General features: G+C 43.4%; 15 protein-coding genes and 1 pseudogene. 5 read left to right on the top strand and 11 right to left on the bottom strand.

All coding sequences use genetic code 11. The features are described from left to right. A pseudogene (locus tag CXF62_RS00405) lies at positions 1–797 on the bottom strand (hypothetical protein); the annotation flags it as partial. Positions 798–1062: 265 nt separating this feature from the next. Continuing rightward, entirely contained in the window at positions 1063–2478 is a 1416-nt protein-coding gene (locus tag CXF62_RS00400) for a Do family serine endopeptidase (RefSeq protein ID WP_371548289.1), read from the bottom strand. An 897-nt stretch (positions 2479–3375) separates the two neighbouring features. Here CXF62_RS00400 and CXF62_RS00395 point away from each other — a divergent pair. Then, positions 3376–5649, top strand: a complete 2274-nt coding sequence (locus CXF62_RS00395) for a cation:proton antiporter (RefSeq protein WP_102092503.1) — start codon at positions 3376–3378, stop codon at positions 5647–5649. Between the two features lie 157 nt (positions 5650–5806). Here CXF62_RS00395 and tmk read toward each other — a convergent pair whose 3' ends face one another. Beyond that, the gene (tmk, locus tag CXF62_RS00390) at positions 5807–6526 is read right to left on the bottom strand and encodes a dTMP kinase (protein ID WP_102092505.1); all 720 of its coding nucleotides are present in this window, start codon (positions 6524–6526) and stop codon (positions 5807–5809) included. Between the two features lie 100 nt (positions 6527–6626). After that, entirely contained in the window at positions 6627–7916 is a 1290-nt protein-coding gene (mltG, locus tag CXF62_RS00385) for an endolytic transglycosylase MltG (protein WP_102092502.1), read from the bottom strand. A 170-nt stretch (positions 7917–8086) separates the two neighbouring features. Between mltG and CXF62_RS00380 the strand changes: the two genes are divergently transcribed. Beyond that, positions 8087–8851: a DpnI domain-containing protein gene (locus tag CXF62_RS00380; RefSeq protein ID WP_102092501.1), complete on the top strand. Its 765-nt coding sequence runs from the start codon at positions 8087–8089 to the stop codon at positions 8849–8851. On the opposite strand, the gene CXF62_RS14810 is transcribed toward CXF62_RS00380, so the two are convergent. Continuing rightward, positions 8843–9067 carry a hypothetical protein gene (locus CXF62_RS14810; protein ID WP_228153112.1) on the bottom strand — a complete coding sequence of 75 codons (225 nt, stop codon included), beginning with the start codon at positions 9065–9067 and terminating at the stop codon, positions 8843–8845. The two genes, CXF62_RS00380 and CXF62_RS14810, sit on opposite strands and share 9 nt — an antisense overlap. 15 nt (positions 9068–9082) lie before the next feature. After that, a complete protein-coding gene (locus CXF62_RS14805) occupies positions 9083–9409 on the bottom strand; it encodes a hypothetical protein (protein ID WP_228153111.1) in 327 nt (108 codons plus the stop codon). A gap of 164 nt (positions 9410–9573) precedes the next feature. On the opposite strand from CXF62_RS14805, the gene CXF62_RS00370 reads away from it, so the two are divergent. After that, a complete protein-coding gene (locus CXF62_RS00370; protein WP_102092500.1) occupies positions 9574–9762 on the top strand; it encodes a DpnD/PcfM family protein in 189 nt (62 codons plus the stop codon). Positions 9763–9765: 3 nt separating this feature from the next. Here the strand turns inward: CXF62_RS00370 and CXF62_RS00365 are convergent, their stop codons facing one another. Continuing rightward, positions 9766–10794 (bottom strand): aminotransferase class IV, encoded by a 1029-nt coding sequence (locus CXF62_RS00365; RefSeq protein WP_102092499.1) that lies wholly within the window; start codon positions 10792–10794, stop codon positions 9766–9768. 3 nt (positions 10795–10797) lie between these two features. Then, positions 10798–11460, bottom strand: a complete 663-nt coding sequence (locus CXF62_RS00360; RefSeq protein ID WP_102092498.1) for a hypothetical protein — start codon at positions 11458–11460, stop codon at positions 10798–10800. Positions 11461–11950: 490 nt separating this feature from the next. Here CXF62_RS00360 and aroE point away from each other — a divergent pair, with 490 nt between their 5' ends. Then, positions 11951–12814, top strand: coding sequence for a shikimate dehydrogenase (gene aroE / locus CXF62_RS00355; RefSeq protein ID WP_102092497.1), 864 nt, complete (start codon positions 11951–11953; stop codon positions 12812–12814). A 25-nt stretch (positions 12815–12839) separates the two neighbouring features. Here the strand turns inward: aroE and CXF62_RS00350 are convergent, their stop codons facing one another. After that, complete coding sequence (locus CXF62_RS00350) at positions 12840–13961, bottom strand: FUSC family protein (protein ID WP_102078684.1); 1122 nt, start codon at positions 13959–13961, stop codon at positions 12840–12842. 381 nt (positions 13962–14342) lie between these two features. On the opposite strand from CXF62_RS00350, the gene CXF62_RS00345 reads away from it, so the two are divergent. Beyond that, positions 14343–16163 (top strand): acyl-CoA dehydrogenase C-terminal domain-containing protein, encoded by a 1821-nt coding sequence (locus CXF62_RS00345; RefSeq protein ID WP_102092496.1) that lies wholly within the window; start codon positions 14343–14345, stop codon positions 16161–16163. Positions 16164–16274: 111 nt separating this feature from the next. Here the strand turns inward: CXF62_RS00345 and CXF62_RS00340 are convergent, their stop codons facing one another. Then, complete coding sequence (locus CXF62_RS00340; protein WP_134292717.1) at positions 16275–16835, bottom strand: IS630 family transposase; 561 nt, start codon at positions 16833–16835, stop codon at positions 16275–16277. Then, positions 16774–17115 (bottom strand): IS630 transposase-related protein, encoded by a 342-nt coding sequence (locus CXF62_RS00335; protein ID WP_102092504.1) that lies wholly within the window; start codon positions 17113–17115, stop codon positions 16774–16776. The genes CXF62_RS00340 and CXF62_RS00335 overlap by 62 nt, the downstream gene beginning before the upstream one ends. Positions 17116–17178: the final 63 nt, after the last annotated feature.

The raw sequence follows: 17178 nt of genomic DNA, 5'->3' as shown, positions 1-17178 counted from the left end.
TTATTAGTTTGATTATTAGTTTGATTATTAGTTTGATTATTAGTTTGATTATTAGTTTGATTAGTCGACTGATTGACGACTAACTGCTTATTTGTTGTTCTTGCACATTTGAGTGGCAGCGACGTACATTGCTGACCGATATAGTTGATATCGAGTACATCAAAAGTACTGGCCAATGTATCTTCTAATAGTGGCTGACCTTGTTTGGTCGTATTCATAGATTGATAACGCAAGTCCGAGGTACTCATGACCGTATAAACAGGTTTATTCACCCCTTTAAACAGCATTAACTGACCCACTAAATCCGCACTTGGATAGTATAGCCAGTCGCCCGTAATCAGTACGGCGTCTGCTGACAAAGCATTAATAGTAGAGACTAGCTTGCGAATATGACGCGGCTTACCACCGTATATTCCTATACGTAAATCTGCTAATACGGCGACTTTGAGCGGTGTAGACAAGTCTAAGTCAATAGAATGATGCTCTAATCGTAAGCGGTTGGGTTGCACAATGACAGTAAAAAAATATAAGCCCATCATCAATATTGCCATCAGTACGGCAGGTAATGATAGCTGCGCTAACAACGGCATCAAGTCCTGTGACCAAACCATGATAAGCAATATCGCCCAAACAGGCATCGTGTAAGCGGCATAATACAGTGCGAGCTTCACCCAAATGCGCATAAAGCGCTTGGTAGGATTGGCATTAAACGTTTGTAGCCCTGACCACAGTGCAATGTACGCTAGCAGTGCTGCTGACGTCGTTGTAATAAGCGTATGTAGAGCGGGGTCAGTCATAATTACCTAGCGGTTGCATAATGGTACGAGCCTACTAAGCGACTCGGCCCACCTTAGAGCCTATTGATTGATCAATAACTCATTTAACGAATGGATTGCTGTTGAGGTCTTACTCTTAGCTGTTTGATAAAAAACCAAACATTATAGAGGTCGACCTCCATGATAGACAAGCACAATTATTGACGTGCGCGCTGCCTTTATACTCTGTACCGTAATCTGAGTCACATTAACAATGACATTCACAGTCAAGCTTTAATCATGACAGCTATTCAATACGCAGACCAATAATAGCAGGAATGCCTTGGCGTATAACCTCTATAGTGACCACCCCTTTTTTAGGAAGAGAAGAGATGGCACCTGAAAAGTCTGCCACTGTTTCGATCGGCTTTTGATGAAAGTTGGTAATAACATCACCTGCCAGAATACCTGAGCGCGCGGCCAATCCAGTAGGATCCACTGTGGTAACCAATATACCGGTTTTATTATCGACTGCGATTTCTGCTTGTTCATCTGCCGTCAAATCGCGTAAACGCAAGCCCAACTGTACATCATCATTTTGCTCATCACCGCTCTGTGCTCTTACATCATTGGGAGCATAAGCGAGCTTACCGTTAATCACCATCTGCTTACCGTTACGCTGAATCCGTGCACGGAAGGGGTCGCTTGGACGCGCTCGGTTGAGCAAGTTTAGCAAATCAGATGCCTCCATGATTTGTACGTCATTGTATTGCAAAATGATGTCACCAGGTTTTAGGCCTGATTTTTGTGCTGGTGAATCTGGTGATACACGAGTCAGTAAAGCACCTTGAGGACGCTCTAAATTATAAGCCTCGGCCAGATTGCGATCGATATCTTGTGGATAAATTCCTAGATATGCACGCGCCACTTCACCATCATTTTTTAGCTGCTCATAAATGTCCATGGCAGCGTCAATAGGAATAGAGAATGACAGTCCCATATAACCGCCAGTACCACTAAAAATACGCGAATTGATTCCAATCACTTCGCCGCGCTGGTTAAATAGTGGCCCGCCAGAGTTACCCGGGTTTAATGCCACATCGGTTTGGATAAATGGCACGCTCGTTTCACGCGAGAAGCTACGCGATTTGGCACTGACAATACCGGCAGAGGCTGAGTAGTCAAAACCAAATGGCGAACCGATTGCTAACACTGGCTCCCCTACTTTTAGACCACTTGAGTCGCCGATAGGCAGGGCTGGAAATTGACTGCCCTCAACTTTTAGCACAGCCACATCTGAGCGCTCGTCACTACCAACCAAAGTTGCATCAAGCTCGGTTCTATCATTGAGCGTCACAGTGATTTTGTCCGCACCTGCGATGACATGATGGTTGGTCAGCATATATCCATTGGAGGTAATAAAAAAGGCCGTACCATAAGCATGTTCAATCGCTGGCGTCGCGACTCGATCAGGAATACGTAGACGATCACCAAAGAACTGACGCAACACTTCAGCAGTCTGAGCCTTAGCGAGCTCGGCCTCACTAATCGTTTTGGTAACATTGACACGTGCCACTGCTGGCGTGACTTGTTGCACCAAACCAGAAAAATCAGCCGTAGTGACTGCAGCCTGCGCACTGTTTATCGTCGTGACATTGATACTAGCAAACATAGCGGTACTAATAGCGAATGCTAGAGCACTACGTTGTAACCAGCGCTGCATATCGGCAGTGGTCTGTCCTTTGAACATATTGATAGGCATTTTGTGTCCTCCATATGAGTAATCGCTGCTATTAACAGCCACGTTATGATTGTCAGCGATAGCGACCACACCAAGCGGCATGTCCCTATTCGTTACTATTTGGTGAAATTATATTCTTTTATCTATTTATCTTGTCTATTTATGCTACGCAGCACTTTTATTCGAACTTATTGTCATACCTATTTAGCAATTACTTTACGCTTATTTTTATCACTACTCACTACTTGAATATTTATAGAACGCTTGTCTTTAGAACATGGTTAATAGTGTCTTATAGAAATAAATACTCTCAGCGATCAGTATATGACATTTCATAGCGCCAACACTATTACCCTGTGCGCGACGTGCATGCCCCACGCAGCTACTGTATGATAAATAAAAACTTAAAATATGATGCTAATGCCTTTTGCATAGTGCAGGATAACCCAAGGCAACGTTATTTCATATGGGCTTCGTATACTTTTATGGCCGTAAGATAGCTTTTTAGCAGGTACGGCTTACATCAGCTTGAAATAAAATCATGGTATGATGTCAAACCAAATATTTTACTAAACAAACAAAAGTTAGCTTGTATATAAGGCTGTTTATTGCAGGCTTATGAACTGGCTATCATCACTCTTGTTTTCCATCTTTTGCATTTCTAGCGTATTGTGATTTATCTAGAAGCGCTTTTGTCTTTGCTACTTTATAGTAGTTATATCATATCTAGCTTATGTTGTGATTCATGATGGCTATCAGTGCGATGGCTTGGCTACAACAGAAACGGATAACAACTTATTGTTAAATAAACGGTAGCGACTATCTTATAACAGCTATCGATAGATATAAAATATGACAAGATTATAAAAGGATTAATTTATGGATACCGCCCTTTTGCTATCCGGCGTGGTTGGGATTGGCATTGCCGCCCAATGGTTGGCTTGGTATTTAAAGCAACCATCCATTTTATTTTTATTACTGATTGGTATTATCGTCGGCCCAGTGCTGGGTGTATTTGACCCAGACTTGGTGTTGGGCGAGCTGATGTTTCCTTTCATCTCTTTGGGCGTAGCGATTATTCTATTTGAAGGATCGCTAACGCTAGAGTTCGATGAGATTAAGCAACATGGTACCGTGGTACAGATGCTGGTATCGGTCGGTGTACTGATTACCATTGCTATCGTGGCCCTATCGACTTATTTACTATTCGATGTCGATCCATTGATTGCGTTGCTGTTCGGTGCACTAGTCTGTGTGACTGGTCCAACGGTCATTATGCCGCTGCTGCGTAGTGTACGCCCCAACAAAACCATTTCCAACATCCTAAAATGGGAAGGTATTATCATTGACCCAATCGGCGCTATCGCTGTGGTATTGGTCTATGAGTACATTATCTCAGGCGGCGAAGCCAGTAGTATTCTACTATTTGCTAAGATTGTCGTATTGGCAACGGCAATGGGTATGGCAGGCGCTTGGCTACTTGCATTCCTTATGCGTCGTCATATGATTCCTGAGTTTTTACGCAATGTTTTTACCCTAGCATTTGTACTGGTGTTATTTTCGATATCGAATCATCTAGAGCATGAATCTGGTCTATTGACCGTCACAGTACTGGGCGTGGCATTGGCGAACTGGCCAAAATTCCCACGTGAGACGATTTTAGAGTTTAATGAGTCGTTGACCATTTTGCTGATTTCAGTGCTGTTCATTATTCTGGCGGCGCGTGTAGAGTTGGCAAGCTTGCTTAGTGTTGGTTTTGCAGGGCTAGTGCTCCTCGCGATTGTAATGTTTGTCGCACGTCCACTATCGGTCTGGGCATCGGCTATCGGCTCGAACCTTAAGACCAATGAAAAGCTGATGATTAGCTGGATTGGGCCACGTGGTATCGTCGCTGCTGCTATCTCATCCCTGTTTGCGATTCGTTTGCAAGAGTATGATATTCAAGGCGTAGAGCTACTTGTACCTCTGGTATTTATGGTCATTATCGGTACGGTCATGATTCAGGGCCTGGGTGCAAAGGTCGTCGGTAATCTACTAGGCGTACGTGAGCCTGAGACCAACGGTATCCTTATCGTTGGCTCAAACCCAATTACGCTATTGATTGCTACCTCTCTCAAAGACCAGGGCTTCGACGTTATCGTTGCGCACAACAACTACACCAATATTGCACGCGCACGCATGAGCGGTCTGCGTACTTACTTTGGCAACCCTATCTCTGATCACGCAGATCATCATCTGGATCTAATCGGTATTGGTCGTTTGTTTGCGATGAGTATGGACAAAGAAATGAACACGTTGTCCGAGATTCATTATCGTCATGAATTTGGTGAGCGTAAGCTATACCGTCTCAAATTCAGTGATGAAAAAGTCAAAAGCGAGCGTGATGACAAGCAATCGAACTTCCACTCACAGTGGTTGTTTGGCAAAGATGTGACCTATACCAAGCTTGCCAGTATGCTGTCCAAAAAAGCTCGAATTAAGATTACCAACATCACAGATAGCTACAGCTTTGAGCAATATAAAGCCGATAATAAGCAATTCGTACCGCTATATACCGTCGACAAAGAAGGCAAACTGCACGTCATCACCGATAAATTTGACGGTACTGTCCCTCGTGACCGTAAGCTTATATCGCTAGTGGTAGACGATGAAGTACAGCCGAAGCCAGTCGATGTAACGCCTAAGCAAGAGCAGGCTCGCATGGCAGCGGATGCTAACTTTGAGTCCAATTCAAAAGCCCCTGAAAAGCGTAAAGAGCAGGAGCCTAACCCTGACGATAGCCAGACAGCAGCGCCAGAGCCTTCGGTAGATAGTGACAAAAGCGATGAGCAAAACACTGCTAATCAGTCATCAACCACTCAAAGCCGTAGTACCGAGACTCAGTCACCTTCTAGCACTACGGTAGAGAAAAGTGAAGCAGTAGAAGAGCCAAAAACGTCTGCTACTAATGTGGATAATAAAGGCGTCATGTCTGCAAATTCGACAGCGACTTCGAAGACCAAAACCTCTACGAACAGTAATGGCAATGGTAGTGCCCCTAAAAACAAAAAAGGTGCGCTTGACCCAAATCGTCTACCTGACTCTGCTCAGGATAGCGACGCCTCTATCGCTACTACTGATGGTGTAAAAGCAGATAAAATAGATGACAAATAACGTGCATAGTTATCTGCCTTATTGACTTAAAGATAAAATATTTACCTTAATAAAAAGCCCCAGCAATATGCTGGGGCTTTTTATTGGTGCTAACTGACTGTCTAACTAACTATCGATTACATCTAACTGCCTTATAAATCTACTTGGCAAAATTTAGTTATTTGATATCAAATCTGTCCATAACTGTCTGCCATATACGTGCACTCACATCATCCGTACTGCCCGATGCATCAATACGCTGTATACGCTCAGGGTATTCGCTCGCTAGCTGACTAAAACCAGTATGCACCCAAGTAAAAAACTCGGTAGCTTGCTGCTCAAAACGATCTGCCGCACTGCGCTTGTTGGCACGCTTCATGCCTTCTGCTACTGGCAAATCCAACCACAATGTCAGCTCAGGAAGCTGCGTCACAAATTGTTTGATAAGCATATCGATTTTGCCGCGTACCAGCTCGTCACCATAAGCACGCCCAAAGCCCTGATACGCAATAGTAGAGTCGGTAAATCTATCACATATTACCCAAGTACCATTTTGGAGCGCTGGTAAAATGACTTGCTGCATGTGATCACAGCGCGCCGCAAACAATAGTAGCAGCTCAGTATCGTCTTCGATATCAGTCGCTGGGTCCAATAATATGTCTCGCAATTGCTCTGCAAATGGGCTACCACCCGGCTCACGAGTACGCAGATACGAAATGCCATTAGCTTCTAAGCGCAAGCATAACTGTTCAATCGCGGTGGTTTTTCCTACGCCTTCGGTCCCTTCAAAACTAACAAAGCGGCCTAAAGTAGGTACCGTCTCCGTATTTGAAGCATTTGATTCAGGTAGATTCGATGATGGTGTGCTGGTATGTGACGGTGTTGCGCTGATGTGCATAGATACTGACATGATATGACCTTATGTCATTGATGAGCGCTACCTCTACTTTGTAGCACTCAATAAACGATAAGTTTTTTAAGAAGATTCAGAAGGAATATTACTGCGGCGGCGTTTGAGATTTTTTCTCACGCATGACACTGAGGTAGTCTTTTACCGCTTGATTGTGCTCAGCCAAGCTGTTGGTAAATTTGTGCCCGCCATTGCCCGTTGCCACAAAATACAACGCTTCACTATCAGCAGGATGTAAGGTCGCTTCGATAGAGGCCGCTGATGGTAGCGCAATTGGCGTTGGCGGTAAACCATCAATTTGATAGGTGTTATAAGACGTTTTTTCATTGATGTCTTTGCGGCGGATATTGCCATCGTAACGACTGCCCATACCATAGATAATGGTCGGGTCCGTCTGCATACGCATGTTTTTATTCAAGCGATTTCTAAATACGGCAGAAACTAAAGGACGTTCATCAGCAACACTGGTCTCTTTTTCAATAATAGATGCCATCACTAACGCTTCATATGGACTCTTATAAGGGAGGTTCGGCGCACGATTTTCCCATGCATCAGTCAGTACCTGCTGCTGACGCTTATACAAGTCAGTCAGTACTTTTTTATCGCTGGTTCCTTCACCATAATAATAAGTGTCAGGCGCGAACCAACCTTCAAGATTATAGTTAACAATTGGGTCACTGCTATTAGCCACACTATCGGGCAGTACACCCGTCAAATCCAATGCTTGAGCAATACTGGCATTATCATTATCTGCGGTCAGTACTTCTTTTTCGATTTTGTCGTTGTCACGCAGCGCTTGGTAAAGGTCTTTAGATGTCTTGCCTTCGATGATCTGTACCTTGACCATGGCCGCTTTTGCGCCTTGACCTAGTATTTGTAACGCCTCAGCGATAGTCGGGTTTTCGGGTAATTGGTACGTACCAGCATGCAACGGTGCATCGACTTGCGATTTGATATATAGCTTGGCCACGCCTGCCGAAAACAGCGGAATCTGCTGCTGCCACTGCGGTAGTAGACCGTAATACGTCTGACCTGGCTCAATCGTGACCATTTGCTGCGGCTGCTCGATACGACCAAACAACGTCTGATAAACCATGACTAAGAAAAATGCAGCAATTAGCCCTAGCACTAGCAGCACTTGATAGCCACGTTGCATAAAAAACGATGGGTTATTAACTTTATATTGACGCGGTTTACTGTTACCGCTAATAAGCGAGACGTTGGTTGCTGGCGTTGCTGATGTGTCTTCCACCTCATCTACCACTGGTTGCGCGTCCGGCAGCGTGGTATCGACATGCTCCTCGACTGTGCCATCTTGTTTGTTTGACGGCGACTCATTGGGACGTTCAGGTGGTATATTGGGTGTAGGCTTGCTCATGGCAACTCGCGAGGCAGATGTTTGCTAGAATTTAGCACTGAACCGTGCGATTTTCAATGGTATTTGCTTAGCTTATGAATTATCTTGCTATTGATAGCAGTTTATATGGCTTAATACTTAGGCGTTTTTTTCAGTATTCTCAGCTTATCTATTAATAATGAAAATATCTTATGAACCTACATTTTAACCAAAGTCTTGCTAAAAACTATCACTCTGAACCTCAAAAAGTTCGTGTACTCAGTGAAGCATGGGTAAAAGAAAATAGTTACTGCACCAATTGTAGCGCCCAGTCGCTAGCTGAGTTTGCTAATAACAAACCTGTTGCTGATTTTTATTGCGAAAATTGTAATGAGCAATATGAGCTAAAAAGTAAAAAAGCCAAGTTAAGCAATGTTGTCAATGATGGTGCTTATAAGACGATGATTGAGCGTATCAATAGTAAGAACAATCCCAGCTTCTTCTTTTTAACCTACTCAAAAGAATACACCGTCAATAACTTTCTGATTATTCCCAAGCATTTCTTTACACCCGATATTATTGTTAAGCGTAAACCCTTATCAGTGACGGCAAAACGAGCAGGTTGGGTTGGTTGCAATATTGACTTACGCCAAGTACCCGAATCGGGCAAAGTATTTTTGGTCAAAAATCAGCAAGTCATACCACGAGATGATGTCAGCCAACAATTTCAAAGAACCTTGTTTTTACGAAAACAGTCTGTCGCTTCTCGTGGTTGGACACTCGATATCTGGCAGTGCATCGATAGGCTTGATAATCACTTTTCGCTAAAGCAAGTTTATAGTTTTGCTGACGAGTTAAAACTTAAACATCCCGAAAATAACCATATTCAAGATAAAATCCGTCAGCAACTACAGATACTACGCGATAGAGGCATCATTGAATTTATAAGCCGTGGTCATTATCGAAAGTTATACTAGTCGCTTCTCGTTGTAGTGCTTAGGTTTTGGCTGTCCCTTTTTGTCACGGTACACATCGGCAATCAGCTCATCTCTATCATCCCATAATGGTAATCGCGCAGTAGCCACAAGACGCTGATGAAACTTATGCGCTGGATACTCCCAATCAATTTCATCATTGATTTTGAAAAAATGCTCTTCACGATAGTCAATATAAGCATGCAATCGATTACGCACATAGCGATTCCACTGCTATAACAGCTGTACCGAGTTGCGTGCAGGTTTGGTAAAAGGAATTAGATTAACTGTCAAGGCACACATTACCAATTCATCATTAGCAATAACGTCGATACCCTGCTCAATGACTTCTTCTCGCGTATGCGCATACTCAAACATACCTCCAAAAGCCACAAACCTTTTAAGGTTTTTTAAATATATGACACCAAAAGCCAATTGAGTATAAGGTGACAAATGCACGATTTCATTAGGCTGAGCTTTGGCCAATCTACAAATTTCATCGAACACCATCAAACGTCTGATTTGTATTGGAACCCTTACCTTTTCATATATTAAACGCATTCGATATTGTCCTTTTAATCATTTCTATTGAAAAAGGATCATTGATCGATTTGCTTTATGGCACAAGTCTGCGTAACAAAAGACGATCACTTCTTTTGAGGGCTTTTGCTAATCTACTTGGTATTGATGACTGAAGTTATTTGTGAGAAATGAAAGTGAATACAATGAAAAGAAATGAGACGGCAACACAAAAATTTCAAATAGAGATTTTGGAAACGCTGAGTAATATCGTGGAAGTAAATGCTGAAGATGAGCAAAGTGCCCTTTTGAAAGCGCAAGAAATGTATAGAAATGAGCAAGTGGTTTTGTATCCTGATGACTTCATTGATACCAAATTCAATATTTTTCAATAATAGCTAAAACGATCGAAAATCCACAACCTCACCTGACAATAACGTCAGACTGCTCATTGGCATGATACCGCGCAGTGCATTGCAAAAGAATAACTGCGTTAATTTAGGCAAATCCTCATCTTGTAGCGACCTGATTATGACTGGATATTGTGTCGTAGATAGTGCATCTATAATTACCTGACGCATGACGCCAGTGACGCCCGATTGAGCCATAGAAGGGGTGTACCACTGACCGGTGGTTAGGTAGTTTTCATTATCTTTATGAATACTAGAGGCAGTTTTGGATTCTAATAGTGGCGCTTCTGCCAATTGATAGAATACATTACTCATCGTACCCTCGACCCACTGCCCGCTCATATCACGTAGCAGTCCTTCACCAAGCGTTACCGCAAGTTTAGCAGCCAATGGCTCAGCTTTTATCTGCTGTAGCTCACCACTAGCGAGGACATTGTCTAAACGATTAAGACTCTTGATACCTGCCAGCGATGGCGGTAAGCAAGCAATCTGAGAAGACAAACATATTGCCGAGGCATTGGGTTGGATAGGTACTAGGTTGCCATCAGGTAAAGACAACTGCAGTGCAGTAGAAACTCGCATTGCGGTAGCCTTTAGCCATATCTCACAGTCGCTACCATTTGTACTAGGTGCATAGCCATAACCGCGTACATTCTGCGCAGCGCGAGTAACTATTAGCTTTAGCATGCCCTGCTCTAACTGCTGGGCATACAGCTGCAGTACTGCTAATAGCTCTTCGCTATTTATGTTTAGCTGCAAGGTTTCAGCATGAGAGACAAGCCGCTGATAATGATAATCTGACCATAGTATCAACCCATCGATAACGCCCATGGTAGTAAAGAAGCCATCAGCGTATGCCAGTCCGCGATTATCTAGAGACATGGTTACCGTTTGGCTGGTTGTCCTGTTATCTTCAATCACACTGCTGTCTTTGGTCAAACTACTATCTTCGGTCACACTGCTGACTTGTGGGTACAGACACACCCAACCGTTTGGTACTGACGTCGTATCGGTCATGATTTAGCTATTGTCTGTTTGAGCAGCGGCTTTATTGATAACTAGCATGCAGCTATAAAACTCGCATTTTGCTAGCTCTATTTTTTGTCCACCGACGATTCTATTTTTGATGATTTGGCTATTGAGCATATCAGCAACCATTTTTCCGCCATCATCACCCATCAATTGACGTGATAGCTGATAGGCTTTTTTGGCGTGGTTTTGGCTCAGCTCTTTTTCTTTGTCTGTATCAGTAGGATTGGCATAGTACCAGCCTAGCTCTAGATATTTTTCAGAGTCGATGATATCTAGATAAGGCGCGTCCGTTTTCATAAAGCGATATTTTGCCGCTGGATTACTGGCATAGTCTAGGCTGTTTTCGTCAGTGCTCATCACTTCGCCAAACACCGATTTTATACTATCTAACTCATCTACAGCGAGCGACTCAACCTTATCCGTACCCCATGCTGCGACATCATATCTCACTGGCGTGCCTTGCTGAGCAGTGGCACCGTCTAGGTCAGGATTGTTTGCGCTGTCCTGTACTGGCTCATTCGTTGTTGCCTGCTCAGTGGTCTCAGCATCTGGATTTGGAGCATCTTCTTTGGTGCTGTCACAGCCACTGAGCGTCACACTAACTGCCATTATCATACCGACTAGAAGGGTCTGTAGGTTAGGATTCCACATGGATAATTTACTCACACTTTTAGATTGATCTCGAAATAGTATTAACGAGCTGGCAGGAACGCCGCTGATAACGAATAGTTTTCAATAAAGAGCATATTTCACAAACATTATAATCTAGCAGTCATTACAACATATTGATATAGGTTTCCATATTTTATAGTTTACCCAACTGCTCAGCACTTGACTACCTTTTACGTTACGCGGAGCACTCCCCGAGAGTACAGATTTGTTAAATATATAACGTACCAAAACAGTCTTCTCTTTAATAGGAAGAGGAAAACTGCTTGCGTACTAATTACCTAAAGCTGCTTCAATATCATAATTTATTTTCAAAAGCGATAAGGCAGCCTCTGATTCACGCTGTCACTTTCTAATCATTGATTAGTGATAGCCTCTTGGTTTGTCAATCATAGCGTTATCCCTTATGATGATTGAACGCCACTTATTGCTTCTTTGATAGTATTTTGATTCTCTAGCCAGCGGACTATTTATGACCCAACACTTTATCGTTATTGGCAATCCAATCGCCCATAGTAAATCTCCTGAGATTCATGAGCAGTTTGCTATCCAAGCAGGGATTGATATTAGCTATCAGCGTCAGTACTGCCCTGATGATGCCGCCAGTTTTACAGCTGTCGTTGAGGCGTTTTTTTGCGGTGGCGGTGTGGGTGCTAACGTGACGGTTCCTTTTAAACAAGTCGCTTATGACTGCTGTGCGGCGCGCGGTGGCTTATCAGAACATGCCAAGACGGCAGGCGCGGTCAATACGTTACTGTTGAACAAAGCACTATTAGAAAGCGGCGCACCAATCACAGAGGCACTCTACGGTGATAATACGGATGGGCAAGGACTTACCAATCACATTATGAGTATGGACTGGCCGCTGACCAATGCTCGTGTGGCGCTAATAGGTTCAGGTGGTGCAGCGCGTGGCGTAATATTGCCATTATTTGAAGCCGGTATTAACTCTCTCACGATTGCCAATCGCACCGTGTCTAAGGCAGCTGATTTGGTAAATGAGCTCAGTGCGGCCAGCTCAATAATCGACGACCAACATATCGAGGTTTGCGCGACCAATGAACTCAGTAGCTCTTTTGACATTATCATTAATGCCACTTCTATTGGTTTGTCAGGTGATACGTTACCGCTAGATGATGCTCTAAACTGTCAGTACGCTTACGACATGATGTATGGTCGTCCGCTACCATTCTTGCAGCATTTTGCCGCTCGCGGCGCACAGACCTCTGAAGGCTACGGTATGCTTATCGGTCAAGCCGCTTTAAGTTTTGAGCGTTGGACTGGGCATACTATCGATGTCGCACAAGCGACAACAACGTTAAATAAAGACCGTTAATCAAAGAGAATGCATTGTAAAGCTATTAACTAAAACGCAGTAATAGCCAATTTTCAAAACGGCGCAGCGGTACACGCAATCGCGTAGAGTGTATCGCCAGACCACCGCTCAATCCAATCACGCAGCCGAGCGCCGTATCAATCATACGCGCTTGGATAACGTCCCCAGCGACGGGAGGCACTGACATCGTACTACCATACTCGGCGATAAATATCGTCAGCGGCGTGATAAATATCACCGCCAGTCCATAATGCCGATCGACAAACGATTCAATCAAAAACATCATACATAGTATTGCTATAGCGATGCCCCATCCTGATAGTCCCCAAGACAGCATCCAGCCCGCCACGCCCATGCCAGCCAACGTACCCAATAAACGGTGCAACTGTTTGATCCACATGGTTCGTAGCTGCATACCTTGGATGATAATAAAGCAGCTCATCGCTGCCCAGTATGGATAAGGCAGCTCTAATAGAACGGCAACGACCAATGCCAAACTAACGAAACTTACCACGATCAGACTATCGCTAATCATATCAGGCTGATAATCATAGACAGGGACAGAAGCAACAGGACGGGCCGCCAATAAGAACAAACTATAGAGTAGCGCTAGCAACATCGAGGAGCCACTACCCAATATCACAAGCCCTATCGCTGAGAGCACTTGATCAATCGGCACGGGGATAAATAGCGCAATCGCACCCGCCATCAATACAAACAATCCCGCTGGTGGTGGTTGCCGATAATAACGACCTAACATCACCACGCTAATCCCAATCAGCATAAACACAGGCAGCCGCAACACTGGCATCAGCTGCGCGATCAGCCCCAGTGCAAAGCTGAGTATCATCGCAAAACCCCAAGCCATGACCGTCACTAGCCGATGTGGTAGCCCTCCTGCAAATGGTAGGTTTAGAATAATCATCGAGCCTAGCGATGCTTTGATACCTGAAGACAAGTCACCAAAATAAGCCCCTACAAACACCGGAAAGCTAATCGCAATCGCCGCGATGATGGGCATATGCCATGGTCGCTGACTGCGATTGACTGTGAGTAAATGATTCAGCTCACCATCGATTAACCACTTAATACGAGTTAATAATGCGCTCAACCAAGAGGCTCGCTGTTGCTTTTTTGAGGTGCTCATAAATGGCTTTCCTATTTGATAAGTCCATTTTTCTTTGAATTTAAATGAGTCTACATAACCCTTTATAGAATAATTTCAAGCGAAGATACAATTTACCTATACAAACTAAAATGAATTAATAACATAATTAATCATGAATAATAGTTATTAGTTGTATATTTGTCGCTGTTTAAGATTTATAATCATATTAACGCCATAACAGCTATCCGCCACTAAAGGCATTCTAATAACTAATACACTAGAAAGCTGTCCACTAACAACTCACTTGATGACTAATATAACGTCTAGCTCATCCAAAATAAGTAAATATCGCTTACATAAGTTGTGACTCAAATATTGCGCCATAAGTCTATGATAGCGAACTAACCAAAGAGAGCGATTATGTTAACTTACAAAGCACCTTTACGTGATATCAAATTTTTGATTAATGATGTATTTGATTACCAAACCCACTATAAAGATTTGGATAACGGCGAAAATGCCGATCCTGAAACGATTGACATGATCCTACAAGGTATGGCTGATTTTGCTGAAAACGTCATTGCCCCGCTCTATCAATCAGGTGGTGAAGAAGGCTGTCATTTCGAAGATGGCGTCGTGACCACGCCAAAGGGCTTTAAAGAGGCTTATGACCAGTTCGTAGAAGGCGGCTGGCAAGGTATCTCATATCCTGAAGAATTCGGTGGTATGAATCTGCCAACGTCAATCAACATTATTAAAGCTGAGATGATCGGTACTGCCAACTGGCCATGGGCAATGTACTCTGGCCTATCAACCGGTTGTATCAACACGCTACTCCAATACGGTACGAATGAGCAAAAAGCACTGTATTTACCGAAGTTGGTCGAAGGCTCGTGGGCAGGTACGATGTGTTTGACTGAGCCACAGTGTGGTACGGATCTGGGCCAAGTAAAATCAAAAGCCATCCCGCAGGATGACGGTACCTATAAAATTAGCGGTACCAAAATCTTTATCTCAAGCGGTGAGCATGACTTAACAGATAATATCGTTCATATCGTTCTAGCACGTCTACCAAATGCACCAGAAGGCACGCGCGGTATTTCACTATTTATCGTACCTAAGTTCACACCGAACGCTGAAGGTGAAGCTGGCGAGCGCAATGCCGTTGTTTGTGGTTCAATTGAGCACAAAATGGGCATCAGCGCATCTTCGACGTGTGTATTGAACTTTGATGGCGCAGTCGGCTATCTAATCGGCGAACCGCACAAAGGCCTAAAAGCCATGTTCACATTCATGAACACGGCTCGTATCGGTACTGGTATCCAAGGTCTAGCGCATACTGAATTGTCTTTCCAAAATGCACTGCCATATGCCAAAGAACGTCGTTCTATGCGTACGCTATCTGGTACTAAAGATCCTGAAAAAGTAGCTGATGCTATCATCCATCATGCCGACGTACGCCGTATGCTACTGACGCAAAAAGCCTTTGCTGAAGGCGGTCGCTCAATGATTTATCATTCAGCACGTTATGCCGACAAAATGGCACAAGGTATTGTCAATGGCGATGATGAAGAGTTCGAAAAGTGGGACGACAAATTGGGCTTCTATACGCCAATTCTAAAAGGCTTCTTAACTGAGCTAGGTATCGAAGCTGCCAAGCATGGTCAGCAAGTCTATGGTGGTCACGGCTACATCAAAGAATGGGGCATGGAGATGATCGCTCGTGATGCTCGTATTGCGACGATGTACGAAGGGACTACTGGCGTACAAGCACTTGATCTACTAGGTCGTAAGGTTATCTTACAGTCTAAAGGTAAGATTATCCGTGATTACACGTCAAGCATCATGAAATGGTGTGGCGAGTACGCACTCGATAAAGAAATGCGTAAATTTGTTTGGGCACTGACCAAACTATGTGCTGAGTGGAACACCTTGACGGTACGCTTGATGCTGATGGCACGTAAAGATCGTGAAATCATCTCAGCAGCGTCAGAGGACTTCCTAATGTACTCAGGCTACGTAATGATGGGTTATCATTGGGCGCGTATGGCAGCGGTCGCTTATGAAAAGCTAGAAAATGGCGGCACAGAAGCACCAGAATTCTACAAAGCAAAAATTCAGACTGCTGAATTCTACTTTGATAAGTTGCTACCACGTACTTCTGGTCACGCAGAAGCGATGGTTGCACCAAGCGAAAGCATGACAGCAATGGACATCGATCACTTTGCATTCTTAGACTAAAATTAACTAATACAGCATCGATAACCAATAAAAAAGCGCCTATCATTTAGGCGCTTTTTTATGCTTAACTAAAAAACATACTTATACATAATAAAAAGCAACGAGCTATAGTCAATCCAAAATAAAATTGGTACAACCCATATCATGAAACAGTTTAGGTAAATTATTCTCCATCCACCCTTGGCGCAAAAACTTCGCCTGTGCCCATTTTTTCTCAATAGGGTTTAAATCGGGACTATAAGGCGGTAGAAATAGCAGGCGATGACCATGTCTATTGAGCAATCTCTGAACGCGTTTGTGAAAGCTAGCGTTATCCATGACAATCACGCATTTAGTTTTAAGGCTTGGTATTAGCGTGTCTTTGCACCAGTTGTAGAATATATCGCCATTGATATTCTTTTCGAAGTAATCTAGGGCAAATAACGCTTTTTTATATAAGGCACCAATAACGTTGGTGCGCTTTTTACCTTGCCAGTTATAGCAATCAATGCAAGGGGTTCCAATAGGTGAATAACCATGAGAACGAATGGTTTCAGACTCAAAGCCGCTTTCATCCATGTATACAATTACATAGCCTTGAGCGATGTAGTCGCCCAGTTTACTTAGATATTTAGCTCTGTTTAATGGGCAAGCTTTTGGATGCTCTAAGGTCTTTTTTTTGACTAATGCCAAGACGTTTTAAAGCGGCCTCGATGCCCGACTTACTACATCCAAAACGCTGTGCTCTTTCGTACATGTAATCGTCTGGATGCTGTTCAACATCTTTTAATAGCGCTTCATTAGGTATTTTATTTGGTGGTTTATTGCGAGTTAGTTTAATACTAGGATCTTTGAGCCAATTCTGTAGCGTGGCCTTACTAATACCATAGAATACACTGGCTTGCCTGATACTCATGCCTTGTTGTTCGACACTTTTAATCACTTGAGCTCGAAAGTCTGCTGAATAAGTCATAATCTTTTTACTTTTCATTTATTTTAAAACTACTGTACCACTTTTATAAAGGCTCTACTATAT

The organism is Psychrobacter sp. MES7-P7E, from assembly GCF_002863645.1.
Taxonomy (GTDB): Bacteria; Pseudomonadota; Gammaproteobacteria; order Pseudomonadales; family Moraxellaceae; genus Psychrobacter.
The sequence above is the reverse complement of the archived record's forward strand: the minus strand, read 5'-3'. Positions and strand labels throughout refer to the sequence as shown.